Here is a 24,395-nt window from a genome sequence, read left to right as displayed (position 1 = left end):
AATTACGAATTATGCTGAGGTATTTTGGATCAGGGGAATCTTAATTACAAACTCAGCGCCTTTTCCTAGCTGCGAAAGACATTCTAAGGAACCGCCATGTCTTTCTGTAATAATTTGGTAGCTAATGGCAAGACCCATCCCCGTACCTTGACCGATGGGCTTGGTGGTAAAGAAGGGGTTAAATAGTTGTTTTTTAACATCTTCTGCTATTCCCAATCCATTATCCGTAATCCTAATTGTTACCTGATTTGGCTCCTGTAGTTGGGTGCGAATGCAAATTGTGGGAATTGGGCATTGGGCATTGAGCATGGGGCATTGGATATTAGTTATTCTTTCTCTCCCTACTTCCCCAGTCCCCAGTCTCTTTTCTAAAGCATCGATCGCATTTGACAAAACATTCATGAATACTTGATTTAGTTGCCCTGCGTAACATTCAACCAACGGTAGCTTACCGTATTCTTTGATTATTTCAATTATCTGGCGTTGGTTATTACCTTTGAGGCGGCTTTGCAAAATCATCAGAGTACTGTCGATTCCCTCATGAATATCAACAGCTTTCATTTCGGCTTCATCCAAGCGCGAAAATGTTCGCAAGGAAAGCACTATTTCCCGAATCCGGTCTGCGCCAACTTTCATTGAGTTGATTATTTGTGGGAAATCTGATTTCAAAAAGTCTAGTTCGATTTCTTCTGTAAAATCCTGAATTTCTAGTACAGGTTGAGGGTAATTACTTTGGTAAAGTTGCAAAAGTGAAAGTAAATCTTGGGTGTATTCTTTGACAGGAGCGAGGTTGCCATAGATAAAATTGACCGGGTTGTTGATTTCGTGCGCTACTCCTGCAACTAGTTGACCCAAGCTGGACATCTTTTCACTTTGAATTAAGTGAGTTTGGGTGTTTTGAAGTTCGCGGAGTGCAACTTTCAGTTCTTCGGCTTGTTGTCTTAGTTGCGCTTCTGACTTTAACAGGGCTTCCTTGGCTTGTTTGCGTTCTGTGATGTCTCTAACAACAGCTACTTGACAGAAAGGCTCTGCTGTTTCAGGATGTTTAACCATAAACAGGCTGCAATCAGTGGGAATTTCTATACCTGTTTGAAAATGTCTATGGCGAAACTCGCCTTGCCAGAAACCATTTTCAAGCATCAAAGGAATAATTTGTTGCTGAAACTCGGCAAAAGCTTCTGGTGAATGAAAATCACCTACTATCTTGGTTTTGGCTACTTCCAGGCTACTAAGTCCCACCATCTTGAGTCCGGCGGGGTTCACATAGAGAACTTGCCCTTTCATTGAAGCAATGCCAATAAAGTCGCTGCTGTTTTCAATCAATGCGATAAATTTTTGCTGTTCCTCTTCAGCACGTTTGCGTTCTGTGATGTCTAACACCATTGAAGCAACGCCAATTACCTGGCCATCTGGGGCAACTAATGGATTGTTATACCACTCACCGATTATTGTCTTACCATCTTTAGTGATGTTCTCGTTAACACTAAAACTTCCGCCCCGTTGTGTTAGAAGGGCAGTGATAATCTCTTTTACGTGCTTTCTAGCGTTTTCAGATACTATAGTTTCAAAAGAATTCCCCAGCATTTCCTCTGTGGTGTATCCAAAGATTCTTTCTGCTGCCCGATTCCATGTCTGAACTTCAAAGTTGGTATTCCATTCAATAATGGCTAAAGGTGTTTGTTCAATTAACAACGCTAGTCTTTGCTTTGAAGCCCTGAGTTCTGCCTCCCCTTGCTTGTATTCGGTAATGTCGCGGTAATACCAAATCCTACCGTAATAATAGTCTTCTAAAGGTGATATTTCATCACCAGCCCCTAGCTGTTTACGCACGGGTGCAGAATAGCGCTCAAAAATCTTTCCAGACTTGAGGACAATTTCATCACGGCTGCTTTCGTCTGGATGCTGGTAAAGATAATCCACCTTAGCCAGAAATTGGTCTGGATTTACTACTTGGTCTATTACCCATTCTAGGAATTGGCGATCGCTCCCTATTTGGATCAGTCCCGCCGGAATTTGCCATAACTGGGAGAATTTCTGATTAAATGATGTAACTGTAAGATTTTCATCAATAATCAGAATTCCGTCGATGGAAGCTTCTTGTTGAGCTTGGAGTACAGCATTTATGCGGTGTAGGTCTTTCTCTGTTTGCTGGCGTAAGCGCAGTGCAGCTTGCTGTTGGCTGATGTCGCAAAGCAACCAACGCCAGCCTACCTGCTGCCCCTGTGAATTATACATAGCAACCATCCTGATACTAGCAGGAAAGGCTGTACCTCTTCGTGGCTGTAGATAGACTTCCCAATCCTGCACCTGCTGTAAATTTGCCAGTTGGTTGATGAAGGTTTGGTGGTCTGATTCAGCGATAAACAGGATTAATGGTTTACCTACCAGATACTTTTGTCTCACAGATAATAAGGCTGCGGCTACATAGTTAGCCTCTTTGATGATGCCGACTAGATCGATTACTAAGTAAGCATCTGGGGCGAGATCAAACAAATCCTGGTAACGCCGATGCTCTAATTCAGCCGTTTCACGAGCGATCGCTAGTTCTTCGTTTTGTTGGCGCAGTTGTTCTTCAACTGTCTGGAGTTCTTCTAGGGTTTCCCGAAGTGCCTCGCAGGTTTCCATTAAATCGTTAATACCAATAACTCTACCAGTTGCAACCGGATCTTTATTGACTTTATGCTCTAAAATAATGTCTCTAATAATACCTACTAAAAATTTATTACCAGTCTCATCCTCAAAGCAAGACTTTTTTGTAGAGATGAGATGGGTTATACCCTGAGCATCGGTAAAAAGATCCTGGTTCTCATTAATGATATTTGTGGTAAAAACCAGTTCATCTTTTTCCCGGAACACATCAGCTTCTGCTTGCGGAAAAAAATCATAGTCTGACTTACCAATTAATTCTTCTCGGCTATGACCGACAAAATCACAGTAGGTATCGTTAAGTAATACCCAGCGATGTTGACGATCTTTGACAAAAATTGGGTCAGATATGCTGTTGAGCGTTTGATACAAAAATGCCAAAGACAAGTTTTGCTGCTGTGTGTTTTGTTTTGACGCGGGGTTATTTAAAAATCTAGGATGGTTCATACCGGAATTTATTTCTAAAATTGAGCTAAACAGCTTTTGTTTAGCTTCATGTGTGTCAGCATGAGCAGTATTTATTATTCCCAGACTAACTACCGATGCAACAAGGGTCTGGGGATTGGGAAGATTTTTTTCTCTGGGCAACAAAGAGATTAGTTTAGGTTCAAAGGGCTACGCCAACGCATTGATCGACTGTGGTATGGCTTTTTTGAGTAGCATAATTGATACGAAACCTTAAAATGCTTGCTGTATCGTTAAAATCCTGGATTAGACTAGAACCACAGGGTAACAATCAAAGGAAGATTATGATGAGCGATCGCGACTATACCTTAATCATTGACAAAAGCGGTAGTATGTCCACACCCGACCAAGTGGGTGGTAGAAGTAGATGGGAAATCGCCCAGGAGTCTACTCTCGCTTTAGCCAGAAAGGCCGAACAATTCGATCCCGATGGCATCACCGTTTACGTATTTTCCGGCAGATTTAAACGCTACGATGATGTCACCTCAGCCAAAGTCGCCCAGATATTTCTCGAAAATGACCCTTCTGGAACGACAAACTTAGCAGGTGTACTCCAAGATGCCCTCAATAACTACTTTCAACGCAAAGCAGCTGGTAAAAGTAAGCCAAATGGAGAGACAATTTTAGTGATCACCGATGGTGAACCAGACGATCGCAAGGCTGTGTTTGAAGTCATCATTCATGCTACTCGCCAGATGGAACGTGATGAAGAATTAGGAATTTCGATCGTTCAAGTAGGTTCAGATGCCCAAGCAACTAAGTTCCTTAAAGCTTTAGATGACCAGTTACAAAGTGTTGGCGCTAAATTTGATATTTGCGATACCGTAACTTTAGACGACTTAGAAGAAATGAGTCTTGTAGATGTATTGACAAATGCAATAACTGACTAATGTGTTTGGCGATCGCCCATAATCCAATAACTGTTAATTCTTAATTGGAGAATTGAAGAATGCTAGAAAATCGTGACTATACCTTGATTATCGACAAAAGCGGTAGTATGGCAACCCAAGATCAAAAGGGTGGTAGAACGAGATGGGTTGCAGCCCAGGAATCAACTTTAGCTTTAGCTAGTAAGTGTGAGCAATTTGACCCTGATGGCATTACTATCTACGTATTTTCTGGTAAATTCAAGCGATATGAAAATGTCACATCCAGCAAGGTATCACAAATTTTTCGAGAAAACGATCCCTCTGGTACAACTGACTTGGCAGGTGTTTTAAAACACGCAACTGATGATTATCTTCAACGCAAAGCAGCCGGTCAAACAAAGCCAAATGGTGAAACAATTTTAGTAGTTACTGATGGTGAACCGGACGATCGCAAAGCAGTAATGAGGGTAATTATTGAAGCTTCTCGCCGCATCGATCGAGATGAAGAATTAGCCATTTCCTTCATTCAAGTTGGCACAGATCAGCAAGCTACCCGCTTCCTCAAAGTCTTAGATGATGAACTCCAAAGTGCTGGGGCTAAGTTTGATATCTGTGACACAATTACTATGGAAGATATGGAAGATTTGAGTCTATCGGAAGTGCTACTCAATGCCATTAATGACTAGCACAGTTCGGCGTAAATAAGCCACACATTTTAAATGTCTAAAACCCTTACCCAATAGTAATTACAAATTACGTAGCTTGCTTCGCACTTTTGGCAAGAATTACCAACTTGTACTGAGCGTAGCCTCTCGTAGAGAAGTATTACGAATTACGTTATTAGGAATTGCCAAAATGGATTCCATTGATAAGCTATTAGCTGAACTTGAAACTGAATACAAAGAAGTACAACCACAACAGCAGCAGTCAAAATCAGCCACAGCCAAATCGTTTATTCCATCATCGCCAAAGTCGGCATCTTTTATAGATAACCTTTTGGCAGACGTTAAGGCTGATTTTGCCCAACAGGATGCTGCGATTGAATTAAAAAGACAACAAGAACTAGAACAAGAACGAATTCGACAAGAACAACTCAAAGCCAAACAACTAGAAGCGTTGCAAGTGGAAGCAAAAAAATGGTTAGCCAAAGTAGATCCACTTTCATCTGAAGGACTTTGGTTTGAAAGGTTTGCTGAAAGTTACTCCTCAAAATTAGAGGCTGCGATTGAATATTTACGAAAAAACGAATAAAATAATTCGTAATTCTGAGAAATCGGCAAGCTACAACTATATTAATGGTGATTTGTTTGAGCTAAATGTTGAACAGCCCATTCATGCATAGCATAGAGAATTGGTTGCAAAGTTTCTCCTAAAGGCGTTAGAGAATATTCTACTTTGGGTGGAATTTGGGGATAAACTTCTCGATGGATAATGCCGTCTTCTTCCATTTCTCTGAGTTGCTGAGTCAGCACCTTTTGCGTAACTCCCGGTAAAGCCCTTTGCAACTCACCAAACCTTTTTACGCCTATCATTAATTCTCTAATAATCAAAACTTTCCAGCGTCCGCCAATCACCTTTAGGGTAGTTTCTACTTCACAAGTCAGCCTGAGATGGTTTTCTGCTTCAGCTTTCATAGTTTTTTTGGAGGAAATATATTAATTTTAAATGCTTTGAGGGGAGTTGAAGCACCTCTACCTCCTGCCTGTTCATTTAAGGGAAGATCGATGCTAATGTCGCCAAGTGCCAATCATGATTGTTTACTATTAATATTCTCATAAATACTGGATAGTAATTTTTTAAACACAACTGCTTTAAATTCCAATACGCTTGGGTTAAGGCTAGCAGTCTTTCTGAAAGTCATTTTTTTAACAAACCGCAGAGGCGCAGAGGACACAGAGAAAAAAAAGAGAAGGAAAAAATTGCTTAACTGAACTGTATTGCTTAAAATTTTTCATTATTCATCACTTGCACCCTTGTTCGATGGAGTCATTAGCGATCTTTGAGTAATTAAGTTAGTGTAAGGTATTCTCTATATCTGTAATGATTGTTGGGTAGATGATCTGGGGGCTAGCAACCTCATTTACTCTCGCTGATAGTGTCCGATTCCACAAAGGTAATGCAGGTAAGTTTGGATGGAAAAATTAACTAAGTAAGGTAAACGCTCTCCATATATTGCTTTGAAGATTTACGATCTTAATTTTGAGTAGTAATTGAGTAGCAGCAAAATCAGAAATCTGGACACTCTGCATTAACAACCTGCGGATGGCAGTAGTACCGCAAGACTGTTTCTACTGTGTCCCCAATCCACTTAGCGACTTTATCAGGGGAATTTCCTTTTGTGATTGCCCATGTTGCGAAAGTATGGCGTGTAGCGTATGGCTTGAGGTAATAAGGCAACTGACCCTTGCTCACCAGGTCTTTTACTGCCCCTGAATAGTGGTATCCTTTGCTGGTCTGACCTTGCCAGATTTTTTGTAATGTCTGAGACGATAGAGCGTTGCCTAATCTGTCTGTAAAAATTAAAGTACTAGAGTCAGCGTGCGATGGTCTAAGCTCTAGCAGTAAATTTTGTAGTCGCGATCCTGGTTCAGTAGGAAATACTCGTTTTACTCCGTTTTTTGTACTTTTTAATATGCGGTATGAGTTGCAAGATTTGTTTATACTTATTTGGCAACAATCTTTTGAAATATCGCGCCATGTGAGGGCGAAAGCCTCCCCATGTCTGCAACCTGTCCAAAATAAAAATTTAATTAAAGATGAATAGTGAGAATATTTTGGATGATGATCGAATATTTGGATAATTAAATCTCTCTGTTCCAGAGTGAACGCTCTATAGTCTTCACCAGTGGATTTTCTCTGAGGTTCTTTCATTTTTAAGTTTTCAAAAGGGTTGTCAGGGACAAGATGAGAATTGACAGCCCATTCACAGCATTGACTGTAGTGATTTACTAGCAGCCAAGCCATAAGTTTTGTAGTGTTGTTAACAAGCCAATCTCTGATTTTGGGAGCTTCCTCTAACGATTGAGTCGGAAGTCGTTTTGTGTATCGCAGCACCGAGACATAACGGCTGAGGATGGTTGTTTGCTCAATTTGAGTCTCCTGATAGTCAGTAAACTTGCTCCAAAGGTCTAACAGGTCGTACTCATAACGTTTCTTCGATTTACTGTTCCCGATCGCCACCGCCGGATTTTTCCCGGCTGCTCTAAAGCGATAGCTTTCTAATGTCGGGTCAAACCGCTCTAATGCGATATCGTTAGCGATCGCATCTCTCTTGCTCCTCACAATCTCCCGGTTGCGCTTTGTGTCCTTGAGTCCGGTCGAAATACAAAATTGTTTGCTAAACCCGCGAACACGGAAGCGAATTAGTAACTTCCGTGTTCGCGGATCAGTGCTAATCCACTGGTCGTCAAGCATCAGTTTTCAAAAACTATTCAAGTGAGCCGGTTACGAAAGTTGGTTTGATCCAGTTCCATCGTCTATGGAGCCGCCCTTTACCGACGGCAGCCCGTCGCCAATGTCCGCGCCGCCAGTGGGGAGTGGGGGAGGCATGAGAGGTATTCTCTCCGATATGCCTAGTTTGGTGCTTTTCGCTATCACGCAACCATCTAGGATAGAGACATTTCTCTTTCGGTTCCTTGGATGGACGGAAGCCAGTGCTGTTAATAGTTTCTTTGAAGGTTACATCGTCGTTTCCTGACCTTTCAAAAGTTAAAAACATTAAGCACTGCATGGTTAGCGATCGCAGTTCCCGGACAAAGCTATTGTCTTTCGTGTTCACCTTAGCTGATCCATAAGATATCGGCTTTTGATGAATAACACCATCATCTTCATTAACTCCCCATCCACTAAACCAGAGGGTAGCTTTTGTGTCGATACAGCCGAAATGAAAACTGATATCATGTTCATGCTTTAGGAAATGTGGGCTTATTCCATATTTTTCACCTTGTGACCACTCAGGATGACGAATATCCGAACAATGAATATTTAGAAAATCGACATACCCGCCATCTGGAGACATAATACTTTTACTTGGTAGTAAAAGCATCATTGAGTAAAGAGGTATTTGAGAGATTAAATCTCTAAATATTAGGTTTTCATCCCCAATATCTGTTTGTTGAAATTGTTGAAGTAGTTGGCTATCCAAGCAATATATTGGTGCATCCTTCACTACCCACAAAGCCATGCGATGCGCGGCAAATCTTTGGGCTAAGTCACATTTAGGATGATTGAATAATGGTGCATTTAAGCTAATTAACGCTGCTAATTCTCGCCATTGTATATAGCTTTTCGGAATCTTGTAATTTCTTTTGAGAATAATTTTGTATAGTTCGTTGCCCCCCATCTTTCTAAATGCTTCAGCTTGCGAGTCTCTGCTGTCAGCAATAACAGTAATGTTTTTCATTTTCTAAAAATTGATTTGTACAAGTTTGAATTTCAAAGCGATCGCATCTCTCCTGCTCCTCACTATCTCCCGGTTACGTTTTGTGTCTTTGAGTTCGGTTGACAGGTAGAACTGTTTAGAAAAGCGCCGAACTCGAAACCGAAAAAATAGCTTTTCTGAGTTCGGGTCTTTGTGAATCCAATAATCTTCGTCCTTCATTTTCAGTTTTTAAAAACTGTCAGGTATTGCTGTCGTGTTCCCTGGCGTAGGTGGGTAAAGCTGGTTATAAATAAAAAGTTTTAGGTTTTCAGCGACATCTTCAGGCAGGTCTTCTTCTTCCAAAGATGCCGTTAACTCCATTGTTTCACTCTGGAAATTACCCAGGTTCTTGGTTCTTTTGTAACTTATTGTTTCAATTCTCATCATATTCCTCTTCGTCATATTCTTCTTCCTCTTCTTCCTCAGCCACGGCTTCAGCCTCGACTCTCACGGCTGTTAACAACAGACCGAAATCAGGCATTGACGGTGCATCTGGGTTCAATCCCTGTGCTTTTAAAAATGTTGCAGTTGCTTCCCACTGGTTGCGTAAAATCTGCAATTTTCTTTCTAATGCTCGGCATTCACTTTGCATAGCATCTTTATCAGAATAGTAGTCCTGTGCTTTTTTCCCAACGATATTTTTTGCTCGTTCTCTCAAAGTGATTACGACATCTTCAGGGGTTTCGTTATCATCTAGTTCTACGGCAAAACCTATTCTTTCACTGTTGTAATTACCAAGTGAAAGTGAAAAATGTGCATGAAATGTTTTGATTTTCATAACTTAGGTTATTGTGCTAACTTTTAGTTGGTAGATGGACGTGAGCGATCGCACTAGACTCCTGCCCAGTCCGTGCGATCGCTCTCAATTATCTGGAGATGACTTCTGGCTGTTCAAATGCCACCATGAAGTAACCGGGAAGCATTCGCTGGAGTTTTTGAGCATGAGCTTCAGCATCTCCCCGGTAACGATAGCGGGCGATTTCTTTGAAGCCACATTCGGCAGTGCAGCGCATAACTAACCAAGGTGTTAAGTGAAATTGTTGTTTGGTCATTTTTGATATCTCACACCACTAACTAAACATTCGAGTAGTCCTTCTCTGTCGGAAATCGCTAGTTGGCCTTTAATTGCCAGCATTAGGCTGAACAAATCGCCACTGTGTAGTTGCTCAGTAGAAGCAAGACAAGATAAGTCAGCAGAGATTAAGGCTATGAGACACAATTTATCGGCTCTGTTCAAGCCTTGAAGTTGTGCGCCGTAAATTTCCTGCATTTCTGCCAGCAAGCCACTGTCGCCGGGAGTATACCCGGTGTAGTATCCAAGCGGATGTGTCACAATTGAATATCCTGTTTTGATAGAGATTACCCAGCGCTTGTTTTCAGGCGCTGTTTGTTTTAATTTGTGAGTCTTTTTTAGCCTTTTTCTGGGAGCATCATGGATAGACTAGCTCCGCGAAGAAGTGTCCAAAGTTTTTGGGCTTGTTCACCAGTTACAGAAAGTGGGTCGTTATCGCCGACTGTAAAAACCAAAAGGTCTTCGCCCTGCCACATAGCGAAAGAGATAAAACTTAGGCGGACAACGCATTGAAAGCCTGTTTTTGATTCTAGATGGATGAAATCGTGAGTCATTAGGTACTACAAAAACGTCATTAATAGTACAGGTGAACTGTTGCACTATATGAAGTGCATCAAGGAGACTGAGGTCAGGATTGTACAGCCCAGTTCGAACCATGTCTGCATAGACTGGCGATTGTAAAACGCGCTGTAGGGTAGACTCCAGTAGTTGCAAGTCTTGTTTGATGTCAGCGTATTTGGTCATTTTTAGGTTTAAGGAACCGTCAGCAGATACGACATCTGCTGACGTGGGTAGATTAAATTAAACGTGCTTGAGTGTGGTTTTTCGTCTAAGGTTGCCTCCTGGTAAAGAGTGAGTGGTTTGGTTTATTCGCCGGCTTCTTCCGATTCGTTTTCTTCTTCACTGACGAGAATCGTTAGACCGTTGCCTTTATGGTCAAAACTCACGATGAATAATTCTGTTTCATCTACATCTGTTATGGATATAACCGAGTTGGCAGGGAATTCATTTAGCTTTCCAGTTAGTTGTTGCACCGTTATTGTCATGTTGTTTGCTCGTTAGGTTGGTTAGTCGCTGAATTTGGATTGAAATAAATCACCGCTCGACAAACTCGTTGTCTACGCTCTGTTCTTGGTGATGGCAGGGTGTTTCCGCTCCGAAGTGCGGGTGTTTGCTCCATTTGGCAACGCAAAGGGTTAGGCGTTGGGGAGTGAATAATAGATTTTTGGATATCTACTATTGCTATAATATTGCATATTCAGATACTCTAGTCAATAATGGATTTTTGGATATGCAATAATTAAGTGAGTAAATATGAAAAGTACCAATGGCAAGCAGAGGACGACCGAGGGGCAGGGATACGAAAGGGGTAAGCCTGAAAGTGAACCCAGAGGCATGGGAGCTTTTCCAGGCACTAGCTCAGAATATGGGTCTTACAAGGTCGGAGCTAGTAGAGAAGATAGCGACAAATCAAATACCGTTGTCACAGGAGGATGCACAACTAGTCAAATCCCTGGGAAACTCGTCAGCCAGCTAATAGATGAGACTGAAAAACAGCTGGCTTATTACGAAGAACAAGTTGAAGTCCTAAAAGACAGACTCAAAGAGCTAAAGGAAATTCCTGAGAACCTTACAGATGTAGACCACACCGAATAAAGCCGTCCTGCCTACTCTGGCAAGGACGGCTTTGTTTTGTGCGATCTGCCAAACCTTATGAATTGTTTCTCAAATCATCCAATGGGGAACTAGGGGCATCGGAAGTAAATTCAAGGCAAATTTTGACTCTCCCCTTCTGCCAGCCACCGCCTTTCGTTTGCAGAACCTTACACTCTACCCCTTCTGTTACCCAGTTTTCGACCGTATCAGCTTCTTGTCTGCTGTGGTTGCCCAGAGCCTCACTGATCACCGCCGTTAATTCCTCCACTGTTGATGTTGAAACCTCGGCAAAGTTAGCATCCTGAGCCATAGACACAACATCATCGTTAGTCAAATTAATTTTGTTCATTTCATTTGTCCAATTGACAACAAAGCAGGTCAGGCGCTAACTGATCTGCCTTCCCTAGCTTTCCCGTTTATGACCGCAGCGCGACAGTCGCCATTTTTGTTGATTGCGATCGCGCTGCGGGGGAGAAATGCGATCGCCGAACGCGATCGACGATAAGTAAGGCTGTGTGGTGAATTTAACCCTATCTACTGAGGAGGTGCGATCGCACTGCGCTTACCCCAACGCCCAATGTCCAATATCCAATGAAACAAACCCAGAAATACTGTAGAGCATGCCAGCTATTAACCTTCCCACACAAAACACAAGAAGACCTATACAGGGAACTAAATCGCCTTGGCTGGTACTGGCATTCTCAGAAAAAACAGTGGATGCGAGATGACACCCCAGCAAAACTTGCAACCCAGCTAATCAGAGTTAGAGTCTGGGCGGCCACAGACAAAGTAGAACAAGCCTCTGAATTGTTCTTAGAAAATGCTGAAGCGAACGGCTTGCGATTGATTGAAAAATCTCCGCCTTACATCAATCGTCCGCCCAACCAAAACGACAGCAGAATTTACCTTACTTTTGAAGACCTTAGCGACAATTCCTAACTCCTAATGAATAATGACGAATTACCACAAACCTACGGAACATTGAAGGATGACACCCCATTCAGTCAGTTCTTTCCAGAAAATCAAGTACCGATCATCTCCCTTATCCCCCTAGTCCCAGGACTAGGCGCACCAGAATGTTATGTAATAGACCCTAAACACCTAACCAAGAAACAAATAGCCGATCTAGCTGAACTGGTCTATCAAAAACGGAAACCTGAATGTACCTCTTTAGAAATGGCAATCCAAGCTGTTGAGTCAGGACTTCCTTTGGAGCGTAAATGGTTCTCAGCAGTGACTACTACAGACTTGGCAGAATACATGAAACTAGTTGATTGATATGGAAATAGAAATATCTCCCGCAGAAGCCAGAGTTATTCCCCTGATTGGGAATGGTTACAGCAATAAAGATATTGCCGCAGAATTAATGATCTCTGTTCGGACAGTAGAAACCCATCTTTCAAACCTATATCTGTCAGCTAACGTCAGTTCCCGAACAGAATTATTAGCATTTTTGAAAACTAACTCATTCAAAGTGAATAAACCGAATGGTGTTCAATTAAAGATTGATACAGCACATCGCTTAAAAAATGAAGGTAAAACACTTGGAGATATAGCTCAAGCAATGGGAATTCATCAACATACTGCTAAAAAATACTTAAAAATGCAACCCAAAAGACAATTGTTAAGCTCAGATTTCAGCAAATATTTAGGGTTTGAAGTTATTACTTCTCCCCCTAAAAGCCTTTGCTGGTTTTGGGGAGCATAACTTAGGAGAATCATGAACAGAGAAGAAGAAATAAAGGCTGCGATCGTAGTACTCCCAGAAGAAATTTTATTTGCCTCCCCAGAAGAGAATAACGCCAGTCAAGCCGTCGCATTTTACTCACATCAGTTAACTGAATTCGTGCAAACAGTCGATACCAAACTGACTCGTGCCGAAGCCATATCATTAACCGCCCTCATTATTAAGGATGCCCTTCAGCATTTCAAAGAAGATCCAGAACTGGTTACACAACTGAAACAAATAGCTAAAGAGTTGAGAGGTCTACGGAAATGATAGAAGCTAACTGCTGTTATCTCGCTTGATACTGACAGGTTAAAAAAAAAAGGTGTAACAAGCACCTTTCACATTAGTAATTTATAAAAGAAAAGAAGATGATTTACACCCCGTCTATTGACAACAATTCTATCACAAATATCGCTGAATCCCCTGATAAACACCACTATGAAGAATGGGTAAACAGTGGTGTCAATGACTTGATAATTTCTTTAAACTTCCGAACAATTCATGATGCTTATGAAGTGGATAAACTGCTCAATAGAAACAGCAATGCTCGGTGGAAACACTCTAATCATTTAGTACCTTGCTGGACTGCAATTGGTATAGATCCTCTTACGGAAGAGCCTACGTTGCTTGGTGTTCAAGTTAAGCCAGATATACCCAGCATAAACAAACAAGGGAAAGCTACAAAATATATTGGTGCTAGTGACTACGATTCCTATCCTCTGTTTTTAAGTACGGGTATTGACAACTTTTGGAAAGCAGTCATTGACGATAAGTCTAAGCCAATAATCTTGACAGAAGGAGCAAAAAAAGCGGGTTGCGGACTATCTAATGAATACATAACAATTTCGATTCCGGGTGTTTCCACTTGTAGAAAGAACGGTAGATTGCACGATTCACTCAAACTGTTTACAGGGTTTGGTAGAACTTTTTACTTATGCTTTGATAACGATCTTATGCAGAAGAAACCGGTTCAAAACGCCCTGATAGGAATGGCTAGAGAGCTAAGTGCATCTGGATCTAAGGTAATGGTCATTGAACTACCTCCAGGTGAATTAAAAGGGATGGACGACTTTATCAGCAATAACGGAAAGGAAGAGTTCGACAAGTTAATCGATAACGCCTTGACCATTGAGGAATGGCGTAAAAAACTCGAAGAGCTATGGATTAAGCAGCAACTAGAAGAAGGAGAAGAAACCAAGTGTAAGCTCAAGCGTCAGTTTGATATCGTCCGCCAGGGCTGGGGTGAAGGATTACGGATCAATCAGATGGTAAATCAAATTGAACTAGCTGGAGATCAACTTGATTTAGACCAGATTCGCTTACGGATGGCTCTAGAATTTGGTGAAGCAGTGCCTATTGGCGATGCTCAAGCAATAGTCCAAATGCTTGCCGGACAGAATGCTTACCACCCGGTTAACGATTATTTAGAAACAGTCGCGGCTAGATTTCCTGACATCGATGTGAGTATCTTGAACAACTTAGCGACTCGCTACTTTGGGACAGACAACGAACTTTACAACATATATATGAAGAAAACCTTGCTTGCAGCCGTTGCCAGAATTAAGCAACCTGGATGTAGGGTTGAATCCGTACCTATCCTTGTCAATCCGCGTCAGGGAATAGGTAAAAGTACTTTCTGGCGAAATCTCTTTGGTGAAGAGTGGTTTAGTGATGACATGGGCGACGCTAACGAGAAAGACGAACGGATGAAGCTGCATCAGTTTTGGTGTCTGGAGTGGTCAGAATTTGAAAACGTCTACAAGAAAAAAGATGTTAGTGCTTTAAAAAAATTCATCACCACCAAAACCGATAGCTACCGCACACCTTACTCTCGCACAGTGAAGGCATATCCGCGCCGATCAATCTTAGTGGGAACTACCAACGAACAGGAGATACTCGCCGACCCCACAGGCAGTAGACGATTTTGGGTAATTCCGGTTAAAGGCATGATTCCCGTCGAGCAAGTAGCCGCCGAAAGAGATTCCCTTTGGGCTGCGGCTTATGCCCTTTACAAGTCTGGGGAAAAATGGAATTTGACATCGGCACAAGAGGAACTTGTGGAAGAACTCAATAAAGAGTTTCAAGTGGTTGACCCCTGGCTGGAAAAGATTCAGGAGTATATTGAGTACAAAAACTCTGTAACACGTTCTGAGTTATTCAATCTTCTAGAAATAGAAGTATCAAGGCAGAACTCCTGGGATTCCAAAAGAATTAACGCAGTCATGATCCAATTAGGCTGGGAAACTGAACGGGTGAGATCGTCCGGTGCTTGGGTGAGAATGTGGACGAGAAAAAATCAAAAAGTTGAAAAATATAGTGGATCTCCGGGATCAGCATCCGATGAGGTAGCGCAACATACAAACTTTATCAATACTACTTACGAAAGTGTTAGCAACGATAAAGAGTCGGATATCCGGGTATCTCAAGATACGTATCAACAAAATGATTTAATCTACGGGATCAGCCCCACAGTCATTACCCCAGAAGAACTACAGCCGATAAATTTACAGCCTGATCCCGGAGATCCACTATATTTTTCAACTTTTCAAAATGATCAAAATCATGGGTCTGACCCCTCACCCCATGCACCCCAAAAGCTTAAAATTGGTGATTACATTAGAATTCTTTCCCACCCCACCCGATTGGATGCACTTGGTTTAGTGCAGAAGATCGCCGCAGTGGACAAATCGGGTATCAAAACTGAATCAGGAATACGTCTGCACCCTGGCGAATTTGAAAAAGCTGAAGCGACTACACCAGCGATATCACTAGCAGCCATATCACTGATGAAGACAGAGCCGCCCATGCCTCTGATTCAGGAAAAGGCTGTCTACATGAGCTTGTCCCAAAAGCGCAAGGCTAAAGTATTTTTAATCGTGGACGACCTGGGAACAGTGAGCGCCGATGTTGAGGGCAGAGGCCGAATTACATTACCCTTCAATGATTTAGTCTGGATGGAAGAATCGCCCAGGCACGATCTGAAGGTAGGGGATGAGGTGGTCGTCTTGGTAGGCAAGTATAAAGAGACTTTCGCTACTATCACCAGTATTGGAGCCAATGGTATCTCCGTCAAAGACGATCGAAAACGCCACCATAAGGCTTACTTTCCTCACCAATTGGTCAAGGTGTAATCAAAAGTGGAAGTGCGATCGCTCATCTCCCTTTGGCAGAATGTAGCGATCGTCAAAGGTCAATAAGTCCGGTGAAGTGACAAAAACGGAATTATGACTCACAGATTTGATGATGATGGCGGCGACGATTACGACGGTAGCGATGAGTGGGAACCTGGAGGGCACAACAATCCTTGTCAACTGTATGACGATCGCCCTAGAATTTGCCCTTATTGCAGAGGCACAAAGATGCAAAAAGAATTACTTGATTACAAAGATTTGAACAAGTTCGTTTTGGTAAAATGCGGTGGCTGTTATGGCAGTGGATTTAGATAGGCGAAATAGGAATTATGTATTACGTTATTTCTCAGTATTACGTTGAAGCAGGGTGCGAATTATTGGATATAGTCGAAATCGTTCCTAAAGGGCAGGCTGTACATATCAAGCTTTTTTCAGAGAATTATGACGATTGCGCCGATCTGGTAGATTTGTACGCTCAAGAGCTTAACGAGCAAGTAGCGTTTGAAGAAGCTAATTTAGGATGAAGTTAGAGATGGGTAAAAGACAATTAAAGCCCGGAGATCGCGTAACTTTTGAATCCCACGATGAACAGTGCAAGCCATTTCAGCAATTTGGCATTGTAAAGAAATATATTTATCCAGACTTTCACCCAAATGGGTACATCGAAGTTGTGGACGAATCTGGCAATACAATCCTTTACGGCAACGCAGGTAAAGGGATTCAGAAAGCCAAGTGACAAAATGGAGATTATGCCTAATATTCAATCTGTAACTGGGTAAGCTAACTTGTACCCTTGCTTTTTAGCAATGAATAACTTAATAAAATCAGCATTTGTAGGCTTAATACTAGTGGGGTGTAGCTATTCCAGTAGTTTAGATAATTATGAAATTCAATGGAATGGTGCTAGTGGAAGCGAACTATTTGCAAGCTATGGTATTGCTTCTAAAATTCCGGGTAAAGCTACCAGAATAGAGAAAGTTACCGGGAAACTTCCTCATAAAATAAGTTTCACCGCTCCCAAAAATGCCCTAGTTTCAGCGTCTGGAATGTTGATGAATCAAGGCACTGTAGAAATAAAAATTTTTAAGAATGGTTCAGAGTGTGGGAAAGAAACTATAATCGGAAGTGGAGCGATCGGTAATAAAACTTGCCAATAAATTATTCTATGGATTTATTTCGATCACGCGGGATAAATCCATTCTTACTTAAAAAGTTTTGAATTTCCTTTATCTCTGCCCAGCATCTATCAAATTTATGCTGGATAAGTTCATCATGTCCATGCAATCGATAGTCTAAAAATTCTTTTTTCGCTTCGTATTCTGTCTCATAAATAGAAAGTTTAATCTCTAAAATAGTTATTTTAGAGATAAGAGCATCACTAGAATTATCAATACTTTGTTCTAAGCTGGCTTTTATTGAAGCCAGTCGCCATACCAATCCCCCAAACATAAGAGCAATACTGAAAAGTGTCAAGAGTGCATTTGGATTTTGCATTTTAAAAGATATTTAAGATTCATCATCTATAATCCTGCTAATAGATATTAAAGTTTTACCTAAAAATTTATAAGGGAAGAATTCTAATTGAAATCTTCCTTGCTGTGTAAAATTTATCTGATAGTTTTTGCCTAAATTAATCACTTGAGAACTAGCAACTAGTTTGTTTGGATAATCAATTAAAACTTCATCTAACTTACCAGCAGAAGTATAATCTTTTGTCAGTTTTGATTTCGGTTGGATTGTAATAATTAAGCTAGCATCATTATCAAATAAATAAGGAATGAGTACAGAGTTAACTTTTTTTAAGTCCCATCTGTACTCGTTTCTAAAGACTAATTGAGTCTTAATCATCTATTTTGTAGTAGATAACGGATATGTACGTCCGTCTGGACTTACAAAGCTATCCGGCTTTTTACTTGCTTTCCCTAAAAATGCTTTGATATCTGGAATATTAGCACTTGCGGGTACTGGAATAGAGACATATTGAGTCTTTGTTCCACTGTTGGGACTAGTTGTTTTAGCTGCGGTCTGTCTACTACCCCCGACAGGTACTTTAATATGCTTTGCACCTGCACTTCCTCTTACTGCTACCTTAACCTCTTTCTTAGTGCCACCTTTAGCAGGTTTGCGGGTTATAGTAGCATCTTTCACAATCGTAAATCCGAGTTTTTCAGCTACAGATCGGAGCATATAAACATAAATGCTTTTGCCTCCCTTCCCTTGACCGCTACCAGATTTAAATAAAACTGTAGCTCTAGGTCCTCTCTTTTTACCTTTAGTAGTTGCCATTCTATCGCCTACCTACTTCTTCTCAATAGTGGGGATAACTCCTATAAATAATCGATAGCTATAACAACAACGTTCCCAGTAGTACCGGCGGCGGTGGTGAAGGGCAAGTTTGCGGAAATTGTAGCGCTTGACGTTTCCAAATCGAATACGATTTGTACATTATTAGGCTGATTTTCAGCAGGTGTAACAGCTTTCTCAGCTGCCGCTAAAAGACTTGCAATCTCTAGTAAAGCTTCTGGTAAAGTATCAGAAGTTAAATCGCCACTACCGCCGGCGAAAGCAGAGTAAGTACTTCCTAAATAATCGCTTACTGTCACGCCTACAGATCCGCCGGTTTGAATACCCGCAGAGATAGGAAGAGTAGCAGCGATTGCAATTGTTCCAGTGTCAAAGCTAACCGTTGTAGAGAGGTTTCGACGTGGTGGCAATCCGGGGTTAGCACCGTTTCTGAGGTTTTCAGCCGCGTCTAATGCGCGGGACACCTCGAATAAAGCTTGAGGTAGTTGGGTAGATTTTAAAGTTCCCGCTGTTCCTGGATCAAAAGTACTCATTTTTGTAGGATCGTAATGAATGTAATAGCCATACTTGTAATCAGTTGTAGCTGGGAAACTTCCTAAATTACTAGGAGTAAAATCAATTAGTTTCTTCGAGTTTAAGGATGAAGAAACTAGCTCAGTCGATGAAGATATAGGAACAACAAGCCGATTATCAACTATTACGATATTAAAATTTGTACGCTCTAAATTATCGGTAATTCCCGGTGGTAATTCTTCAATAGCTGATTCCCAATCAGTATTTATACTATCACCTGATGGGGTTGTAGCTTCATTACCACCATCATTATTTTTATTACCATTAGCATTTTGAATAATTGATTTTAGAGGAATACTAGGAAGAAAAATATACCATTCCTTACGCCATTTAAATCCAATTTTAATGCCCTTTTTAATTAATGCCTTAACTAACCTTAACAAATAAATGCTTGAATAATGTAAGAGTTTAGCAAAGGTAACTAACTTAATAGCAAGTCTGCCATTAACTACAAATACAGTATCAAGCTCTAGCGTTCGCATTTTTTTACCTTAATTTCTTACTCCACTCTGGTACAGTGTCTTTTTGTCCAGTTGGAAAGTAGTGGCAATAAACGGGTATAACATTTACTTTTTTATAAACCGTTGGACGTTCGCCACCAATTTTAGGAGGTGGAATATCTTTCAATTTATCAGGATTGATAAACTGCCTTACAGAGTTAATGACTTTTAAACATTCTGTTTTATTTTTAGCATTAACGATAACTTTAGAATTATCGTTTAAAACTAAAATTCCTTCTACGTCTCCTTTAGCGTATTGAGGAAAAATAGGCTTATAGTCTTTTGGCTTATTGTAATGGGGAACAGATAAAGACCATCTACTACGTCCTAATTTTCCATCATCAAGTAATTCAGCGTACTGAACAACTAACTGGGGTTTTTGAAAAGACCTAACCTGCCACCACTCAGGAACAACAGCATAACAATCTTCTTTATTTTTTGCTAAACAAAGTTCAGAGTTAGCTTTAAATAATTCTTCGTGTTCAGACAACACAGTAGCCGCGTCACTTGCTGAACCGTCTTTGTTAGCGATCGCTTTAACTGTGGTTGTATTACGCTTGACTTTCCAAGATCCATCTTCTTGTTGCTCGCAAAGACAAACTGGAACTTCTAAACTTAAAAATTTCACATCAGCGTCCTCTCCAGGTTTACCAGCTAGACCCGGTTGACCATTTAATCCTGGTTGACCATTGGTTCCAGGTTTACCAGCTAGACCCGGTTGACCATTTAATCCTGGTTGACCATTGGTTCCAGGTTTACCAGCTAGACCCGGTTGACCATTTAATCCTGGTTGACCATTGGTTCCAGGTTTACCAGCTAGACCCGGTTGACCATTTAATCCTGGTTGACCATTGGTTCCAGGTTTACCAGCTAGACCCGGTTGACCATTTAATCCTGGTTGACCATTGGTTCCAGGTTTACCAGCTAGACCCGGTTGACCATTTAATCCTGGTTGACCATTTAACCCAGGCTTTCCAGCTAGACCCGGTTGACCATTTAATCCTGGTTGACCATTCAACCCAGGCTTTCCAGCTAGACCCGGTTGACCATTTAATCCTGGTTGACCATTTAACCCAGGCTTTCCAGCTACCCCAGGCTTTCCATCTACACCATTTCTAGGTATGGGATAAGGTTTCAGTACAGCATCTACTCCATCTCTGCCATTTTTACCGGGTATACCTGCAATTCCCTGTGGGCCAACTCTCACAATTTCACCCGGTCCTGCAACTTTAATTTCACGCATTATAGTTACAGTTTCAACTTTGGTAATTGTAATAGTTTTGTATTGCCCATCGCGCCCATCATGTCCATTACGCCCATCATGCCCGTCATGCCCATCATGCCCATTTCTGCCTTCTCTACCTGGTTTACCAATGGCTCCAGGCTTGCCAGTTTGCCCTATTTTGCCTGGAATACCTTCATTACCTTTAGCTCCTGGTAAAGCTTTTTGTCCGGCAGGACCGCGACTACCAGGTAAACCCCGTTGACCAACTATTCCACGACTACCAGGTAAACCGCGTTGACCAACTGTTCCGCGACTACCAGGTAAACCCCGTTGACCAACTATTCCACGACTACCAGGTAAACCGCGTTGACCAATACGCCCCGGTGTGCCACGTTGCCCCGGACTACCAGCTAACCCGCGTAGACCGATACGACCAGTAGCACCAGTATTTCCACCACGCCCCGGAAAACCATTAGCCCCATTTCTGCCATTTTTACCATCCCGTCCAGGCCTACCCGGTGGTCCAGCAGTGCCGATACGATTTTTCAATCCTCCCACAGCAACTTGAAGAACGCTAACAGCCGTGCCTAAAGTTAATCCTTCATTGCGAATTTCATCAATTGCTTGTTTCAAAAGTAGTAAATTTTGAATAAGTCCTAAGATCCTTTCAATTGTTGCGAGTATCTGAGCAATTTGGGAGCTAGCAAAAGATACAGCAGCAGCAGCCGCCGCCGCCGTGACACCTGCCGCCGCCGCCGCCGCCGCCGCCGCCGTTGCAACACCTGAAACTACTGCTATTGAAAGAATTATCCCTGCTAAGGCCGCCTTCAAATCTGCCAATTGCCCCTCAACTTCATAAGCTTTCCCCAGTGCTACCCCGGCTTTAGCTTCTGCTCTGTATCCTTGAGCTAATGCTTGCTTGGCAAGAGTTCTGGCATATTCGTCAACGACTTCCCCACGACTATTATTTGCGATCGCATTCCGTAGCGATGAAATCTCTCCTGAAAGTTGATCACAGGTAGACATTTATTTACCTCTTAAACTATTAGTAATCTCTCGGATACTTGCAGCTATCGCCGTACAATCCAAGCAGCAATATCCGGGGTACTCTGGGATAATACATTTGCAAAATCCTTCTGGACACTCATCTCCACAAGAAATTTGATAATTGCATTCAGACACAGGAATAGTTAAAAGAATATTATTATTTGCATCTTTGATAATTAACCCGCTATTCCCTCCAGAGGTGAATACATTGCTAATAATAGTTATGGCACCACTCCCTCTAGAGAAAGAATTGCGTATCTCGCGCTGACCATCAGGACAACTACCCCAAAAATCATATTGATTCCCGTCGTATGTACCACTTGAGGCAACCGCTTTAAAAAAAACTGATTCATTCTTGAAACTACTAAATGAATAAACGCCATTAGGTGCAATTGGATTAGAACAGCTATAATTTATTTGTCTGATGCCAGATACTCCACAAGTAGAAGTAGGGCTACAGGATACAAAAAATGGGGCTATTGGAATTGCAATTTCTTTAGCAGTTCCTTTGTCAATAAAAGATACTTTACCTTTTTTAGCACCTTCACAAGCCATAACATTACAACTTCCAAATATCGGCTAAAAGAAAAATTTCGTTTTGACCAAAATTACAAGGTTCGCCTAGTCCTGTACCAGTGCCGTTACTGCTACTTACTCGATATTGAATAGATAATTGTTGTCTAGTTTCAATAGTAAATTTTCCCTTTAAAATCGAATAAGTACAAGCCTCAGCGCCATTGTACGTATTAACAGAAAAAACATTTGATATTGCAGCATTATCACTTATATTAAATAGTCTAGTGCGTATAAAATTTCCTTTGTAGTAGGTCGTTATACAATCCAGCCTATAAACTCCAGCGTCTAAAGTAAAAATATCATTAGCTAGTGAAGTAGTTTCAAGCTCATCAATAGCTAAAGTATTAATCTTGCGATTAGCCCAACTACCGATAATTGCAGTTCCCCCGGCGGTTCCATTGGGGCGAGAGTCTAATAATTGAATATATTTATTAGATATTCCCCCGGAAATTCCAGCAATAAAATTACCCCGCTTAATATGGCGAGTAGTTCCCCCTATTTCTTGAATAGGGATTAAATCGCTATCATCTGGAAGAAGCTTTTCAGTCCCCAAGTCTTTAATTTGTAACATCAATTGTATATCCTTCCACAATAATTTGATTATTGATGTATTTCTGATTGTTTCTGAGGATCTGAAATGCTTTCCACTCAATAAGTTTGATTAATTCAAACGCTTCGGAATTATCGAACGTGATTGACTGATTGTTTTCGTCAGAAATAGATTGATTGTTCTCATCTGTGATAGTTCCTTGAAAGCTGTTTAACGCAGTAATTAGTATTGCTACTAATAGACTTTCAGCAGCATTATTAACACTGGGAGACAATCTTAGTAAGGAAGCTTTTTGGATAATTAAAACACTTGCATCCTGAAAAGTTCCCTCACCAAATAACTGAGTGAGGGAGAGAGATTGAAGATTAGTAGTCATCAGGATCAATTGTCGATTGTGTATCTGGTTTCGCCAGATTAACCGTTAGTTGATCTACTCTATAGGAATCATTGTTAGTCCCTCTGAAAACAAAGCCGGGGAACCCTAGATCAATATAAATACTCTGGTCTAGATTTGTATCAAAAGTGGTTTTATCTAAGCCTGTTTTAGCTTTTAGCACAATAGCAGTCAATAAGCTTTCCGGGGTGTTATTGGATGTTGGCGTCAAGCCGGATAGATCAGCTTTGGTAATTGTGATTGTAGTTGCTGTTTGGGTGGCGCTTGCTCCAAATACATCAGTCAGCGTTGGTTCTGCCATATTTTATAAGAAGATTACGGAACTATTACAAATTAAACCAGTTATCTTGTACTGACAAGGTTTTTAAAAATTTAGTGACAAAAATTAAGTTTTGTCACTTCAGATTTTAGCTATTTAGTCCGTGAAGCTGCGATCGCTACGAAGTAAGTAGTATTTTAGCAGTGCGATCTCCTGCAAAGATTCTCAAAACGGGGTTATAAATGCTCTGGATGAGTAGCAAATGAGTAGAATTATGGATCAGAACTAAAAAACCTTGATATGTAGGGGTCATCGGTTTTGGATGGAGAAATTAACTAAACCAGTGCGATTTTGGCTTTGTGTAACTATCATAATTTGGGGTTTGTTCGGCTGCGATCGCTTTATCGGTAATTCTGGAGAACCAGTTGAGCGAGTGAGTGATGGCGATACTTTAGTAGTGAAAGATACCAACGGCAAAAATTTTACCGTGCGCTTTGCTTGTGTAGATGCGCCTGAGATAGCTCATACTAACAAAGAAAAGCAGAGTAAACGCACTAGCGATCGCAATCAATTTACTTGGGGTATAAAAGCCCAAGAACGGGTGCAAGAACTGGTACAACAAGGAGGCGATCGCGTGACTTTGAATATCACCGATAGCGATCGTTATGGACGCAAAATCGCCGAAGTCCGTTTAAAAAATGGCACTTTTGTGCAACAGATATTGTTGCAAGAAGGTTTAGCGAAAGTGTATCGTCCTTATTTAAATAAGTGTCCTAGTAAAGATTTAGTTCAACAAGCCGAAGCTAAAGCCAAGGAGCAACGCCTTGGTATTTGGAGTGATACCAAATTTGTGAATCCTTGGGAATATCGCAGCCTATATAAAAAATGAAAAGTGCTGAGTTAGGAGTAGAGACGCGAAAAATCTTTGTCTGTACAAGAGTTAGGAGTTTTGTTTATCTCCTTGTCTCCCTTGTCTCCC

General features: G+C 41.3%; 35 protein-coding genes. 14 read left to right on the top strand and 21 right to left on the bottom strand.

Features of this window, described 5'->3' with window-relative positions:
* Positions 1–9 precede the first annotated feature (9 nt).
* The gene (locus HWQ37_RS13180; RefSeq protein ID WP_292747919.1) at positions 10–3,237 is read right to left on the bottom strand and encodes a PAS domain-containing sensor histidine kinase; all 3,228 of its coding nucleotides are present in this window, start codon (positions 3,235–3,237) and stop codon (positions 10–12) included.
* Between the two features lie 158 nt (positions 3,238–3,395).
* Here HWQ37_RS13180 and HWQ37_RS13175 point away from each other — a divergent pair, with 158 nt between their 5' ends.
* The 3 genes from HWQ37_RS13175 (at position 3,396) to HWQ37_RS13165 (ending at position 5,231) form a co-directional block, all read left to right on the top strand.
* A complete protein-coding gene (locus tag HWQ37_RS13175) occupies positions 3,396–4,001 on the top strand; it encodes a vWA domain-containing protein (RefSeq protein WP_292747921.1) in 606 nt (201 codons plus the stop codon).
* 59 nt (positions 4,002–4,060) lie between these two features.
* Positions 4,061–4,666: a vWA domain-containing protein gene (locus HWQ37_RS13170; protein WP_104909152.1), complete on the top strand. Its 606-nt coding sequence runs from the start codon at positions 4,061–4,063 to the stop codon at positions 4,664–4,666.
* Between the two features lie 169 nt (positions 4,667–4,835).
* Positions 4,836–5,231 carry a salt stress protein, Slr1339 family gene (locus tag HWQ37_RS13165; protein ID WP_292747917.1) on the top strand — a complete coding sequence of 132 codons (396 nt, stop codon included), beginning with the start codon at positions 4,836–4,838 and terminating at the stop codon, positions 5,229–5,231.
* 41 nt (positions 5,232–5,272) lie between these two features.
* Here the strand turns inward: HWQ37_RS13165 and HWQ37_RS13160 are convergent, their stop codons facing one another.
* The 10 genes from HWQ37_RS13160 to HWQ37_RS13115 form a co-directional block, all read right to left on the bottom strand.
* Positions 5,273–5,614, bottom strand: coding sequence for a winged helix-turn-helix transcriptional regulator (locus tag HWQ37_RS13160; RefSeq protein ID WP_292747915.1), 342 nt, complete (start codon positions 5,612–5,614; stop codon positions 5,273–5,275).
* Between the two features lie 592 nt (positions 5,615–6,206).
* Positions 6,207–7,394 carry a tyrosine-type recombinase/integrase gene (locus tag HWQ37_RS13155; RefSeq protein ID WP_292747913.1) on the bottom strand — a complete coding sequence of 396 codons (1,188 nt, stop codon included), beginning with the start codon at positions 7,392–7,394 and terminating at the stop codon, positions 6,207–6,209.
* Between the two features lie 13 nt (positions 7,395–7,407).
* Positions 7,408–8,382 (bottom strand): AcrVA2 family anti-CRISPR protein, encoded by a 975-nt coding sequence (locus HWQ37_RS13150; RefSeq protein ID WP_292747911.1) that lies wholly within the window; start codon positions 8,380–8,382, stop codon positions 7,408–7,410.
* Positions 8,383–8,385: 3 nt separating this feature from the next.
* Positions 8,386–8,580, bottom strand: coding sequence for an Arm DNA-binding domain-containing protein (locus HWQ37_RS13145; protein WP_292747909.1), 195 nt, complete (start codon positions 8,578–8,580; stop codon positions 8,386–8,388).
* A 9-nt stretch (positions 8,581–8,589) separates the two neighbouring features.
* Positions 8,590–8,721 (bottom strand): hypothetical protein, encoded by a 132-nt coding sequence (locus HWQ37_RS13140; protein WP_292747908.1) that lies wholly within the window; start codon positions 8,719–8,721, stop codon positions 8,590–8,592.
* Positions 8,722–8,773: 52 nt separating this feature from the next.
* A complete protein-coding gene (locus HWQ37_RS13135; protein WP_292747906.1) occupies positions 8,774–9,178 on the bottom strand; it encodes a hypothetical protein in 405 nt (134 codons plus the stop codon).
* Between the two features lie 88 nt (positions 9,179–9,266).
* Positions 9,267–9,452: a hypothetical protein gene (locus tag HWQ37_RS13130; protein ID WP_292747904.1), complete on the bottom strand. Its 186-nt coding sequence runs from the start codon at positions 9,450–9,452 to the stop codon at positions 9,267–9,269.
* Positions 9,449–9,733 carry a hypothetical protein gene (locus HWQ37_RS13125; protein WP_292747902.1) on the bottom strand — a complete coding sequence of 95 codons (285 nt, stop codon included), beginning with the start codon at positions 9,731–9,733 and terminating at the stop codon, positions 9,449–9,451. The genes HWQ37_RS13130 and HWQ37_RS13125 overlap by 4 nt, the downstream gene beginning before the upstream one ends.
* Positions 9,734–9,810: 77 nt before the next feature.
* Positions 9,811–10,026, bottom strand: coding sequence for a hypothetical protein (locus HWQ37_RS13120; RefSeq protein ID WP_292747901.1), 216 nt, complete (start codon positions 10,024–10,026; stop codon positions 9,811–9,813).
* A 312-nt stretch (positions 10,027–10,338) separates the two neighbouring features.
* Positions 10,339–10,518, bottom strand: coding sequence for a hypothetical protein (locus tag HWQ37_RS13115; protein WP_292747899.1), 180 nt, complete (start codon positions 10,516–10,518; stop codon positions 10,339–10,341).
* 349 nt (positions 10,519–10,867) lie between these two features.
* Between HWQ37_RS13115 and HWQ37_RS13110 the strand changes: the two genes are divergently transcribed.
* Positions 10,868–11,128, top strand: coding sequence for a hypothetical protein (locus HWQ37_RS13110; RefSeq protein ID WP_292747897.1), 261 nt, complete (start codon positions 10,868–10,870; stop codon positions 11,126–11,128).
* Positions 11,129–11,183: 55 nt separating this feature from the next.
* Here the strand turns inward: HWQ37_RS13110 and HWQ37_RS13105 are convergent, their stop codons facing one another.
* Complete coding sequence (locus tag HWQ37_RS13105) at positions 11,184–11,477, bottom strand: KGK domain-containing protein (protein WP_292747895.1); 294 nt, start codon at positions 11,475–11,477, stop codon at positions 11,184–11,186.
* A 242-nt stretch (positions 11,478–11,719) separates the two neighbouring features.
* On the opposite strand from HWQ37_RS13105, the gene HWQ37_RS13100 reads away from it, so the two are divergent.
* From HWQ37_RS13100 to HWQ37_RS13060, 9 genes are all read left to right on the top strand, one after another.
* Positions 11,720–12,067, top strand: a complete 348-nt coding sequence (locus tag HWQ37_RS13100; RefSeq protein ID WP_292747893.1) for a hypothetical protein — start codon at positions 11,720–11,722, stop codon at positions 12,065–12,067.
* Positions 12,068–12,073: 6 nt separating this feature from the next.
* The gene (locus tag HWQ37_RS13095) at positions 12,074–12,406 is read left to right on the top strand and encodes a hypothetical protein (RefSeq protein WP_292747891.1); all 333 of its coding nucleotides are present in this window, start codon (positions 12,074–12,076) and stop codon (positions 12,404–12,406) included.
* A 1-nt stretch (position 12,407) separates the two neighbouring features.
* The gene (locus HWQ37_RS13090; RefSeq protein ID WP_292747889.1) at positions 12,408–12,836 is read left to right on the top strand and encodes a helix-turn-helix transcriptional regulator; all 429 of its coding nucleotides are present in this window, start codon (positions 12,408–12,410) and stop codon (positions 12,834–12,836) included.
* Between the two features lie 12 nt (positions 12,837–12,848).
* The gene (locus HWQ37_RS13085) at positions 12,849–13,127 is read left to right on the top strand and encodes a hypothetical protein (protein ID WP_292747887.1); all 279 of its coding nucleotides are present in this window, start codon (positions 12,849–12,851) and stop codon (positions 13,125–13,127) included.
* A 98-nt stretch (positions 13,128–13,225) separates the two neighbouring features.
* The gene (locus HWQ37_RS13080; protein ID WP_292747885.1) at positions 13,226–15,988 is read left to right on the top strand and encodes a VapE domain-containing protein; all 2,763 of its coding nucleotides are present in this window, start codon (positions 13,226–13,228) and stop codon (positions 15,986–15,988) included.
* A gap of 93 nt (positions 15,989–16,081) precedes the next feature.
* Complete coding sequence (locus HWQ37_RS13075; protein ID WP_292747883.1) at positions 16,082–16,303, top strand: hypothetical protein; 222 nt, start codon at positions 16,082–16,084, stop codon at positions 16,301–16,303.
* A gap of 14 nt (positions 16,304–16,317) precedes the next feature.
* Positions 16,318–16,512: a hypothetical protein gene (locus HWQ37_RS13070; protein ID WP_292747881.1), complete on the top strand. Its 195-nt coding sequence runs from the start codon at positions 16,318–16,320 to the stop codon at positions 16,510–16,512.
* An 8-nt stretch (positions 16,513–16,520) separates the two neighbouring features.
* Positions 16,521–16,724: a hypothetical protein gene (locus HWQ37_RS13065; RefSeq protein ID WP_292747879.1), complete on the top strand. Its 204-nt coding sequence runs from the start codon at positions 16,521–16,523 to the stop codon at positions 16,722–16,724.
* Positions 16,725–16,794: 70 nt separating this feature from the next.
* Positions 16,795–17,145: a hypothetical protein gene (locus tag HWQ37_RS13060; RefSeq protein ID WP_292747877.1), complete on the top strand. Its 351-nt coding sequence runs from the start codon at positions 16,795–16,797 to the stop codon at positions 17,143–17,145.
* Position 17,146: 1 nt separating this feature from the next.
* On the opposite strand, the gene HWQ37_RS13055 is transcribed toward HWQ37_RS13060, so the two are convergent.
* From HWQ37_RS13055 to HWQ37_RS13015, 9 genes are read right to left on the bottom strand one after another with little or no spacing between them, the layout of a single operon-like run.
* Complete coding sequence (locus HWQ37_RS13055) at positions 17,147–17,482, bottom strand: hypothetical protein (protein ID WP_292747876.1); 336 nt, start codon at positions 17,480–17,482, stop codon at positions 17,147–17,149.
* A 12-nt stretch (positions 17,483–17,494) separates the two neighbouring features.
* Entirely contained in the window at positions 17,495–17,836 is a 342-nt protein-coding gene (locus HWQ37_RS13050) for a hypothetical protein (RefSeq protein ID WP_292747874.1), read from the bottom strand.
* Entirely contained in the window at positions 17,837–18,274 is a 438-nt protein-coding gene (locus tag HWQ37_RS13045; RefSeq protein ID WP_292747872.1) for a hypothetical protein, read from the bottom strand.
* 41 nt (positions 18,275–18,315) lie between these two features.
* Positions 18,316–19,347 carry a hypothetical protein gene (locus HWQ37_RS13040; protein WP_292747871.1) on the bottom strand — a complete coding sequence of 344 codons (1,032 nt, stop codon included), beginning with the start codon at positions 19,345–19,347 and terminating at the stop codon, positions 18,316–18,318.
* A 4-nt stretch (positions 19,348–19,351) separates the two neighbouring features.
* Entirely contained in the window at positions 19,352–21,616 is a 2,265-nt protein-coding gene (locus HWQ37_RS13035; protein WP_292747869.1) for a hypothetical protein, read from the bottom strand.
* Positions 21,617–22,192: a hypothetical protein gene (locus HWQ37_RS13030; protein ID WP_292747868.1), complete on the bottom strand. Its 576-nt coding sequence runs from the start codon at positions 22,190–22,192 to the stop codon at positions 21,617–21,619. It abuts the gene before it with no gap.
* A 4-nt stretch (positions 22,193–22,196) separates the two neighbouring features.
* On the bottom strand, positions 22,197–22,784 hold the full coding sequence (locus HWQ37_RS13025; RefSeq protein WP_292747866.1) for a hypothetical protein: 588 nt from the start codon (positions 22,782–22,784) through the stop codon (positions 22,197–22,199).
* Positions 22,771–23,139 (bottom strand): hypothetical protein, encoded by a 369-nt coding sequence (locus tag HWQ37_RS13020; protein WP_292747865.1) that lies wholly within the window; start codon positions 23,137–23,139, stop codon positions 22,771–22,773. The genes HWQ37_RS13025 and HWQ37_RS13020 overlap by 14 nt, the downstream gene beginning before the upstream one ends.
* Complete coding sequence (locus HWQ37_RS13015; protein WP_292747863.1) at positions 23,129–23,458, bottom strand: hypothetical protein; 330 nt, start codon at positions 23,456–23,458, stop codon at positions 23,129–23,131. Before HWQ37_RS13015 ends, HWQ37_RS13020 begins: the two co-directional genes overlap by 11 nt.
* A 280-nt stretch (positions 23,459–23,738) precedes the next feature.
* Here HWQ37_RS13015 and HWQ37_RS13010 point away from each other — a divergent pair, with 280 nt between their 5' ends.
* Complete coding sequence (locus tag HWQ37_RS13010) at positions 23,739–24,305, top strand: thermonuclease family protein (protein ID WP_292747862.1); 567 nt, start codon at positions 23,739–23,741, stop codon at positions 24,303–24,305.
* The last annotated feature ends 90 nt before the right edge of the window (positions 24,306–24,395 follow it).

This window comes from Nostoc sp. NMS4, from assembly GCF_017115095.1.
Taxonomy (GTDB): domain Bacteria; phylum Cyanobacteriota; class Cyanobacteriia; order Cyanobacteriales; family Nostocaceae; genus Nostoc.
Note: the sequence above shows the minus strand (reverse complement) of the source record. Positions and strands in the feature narration are given on the sequence as shown.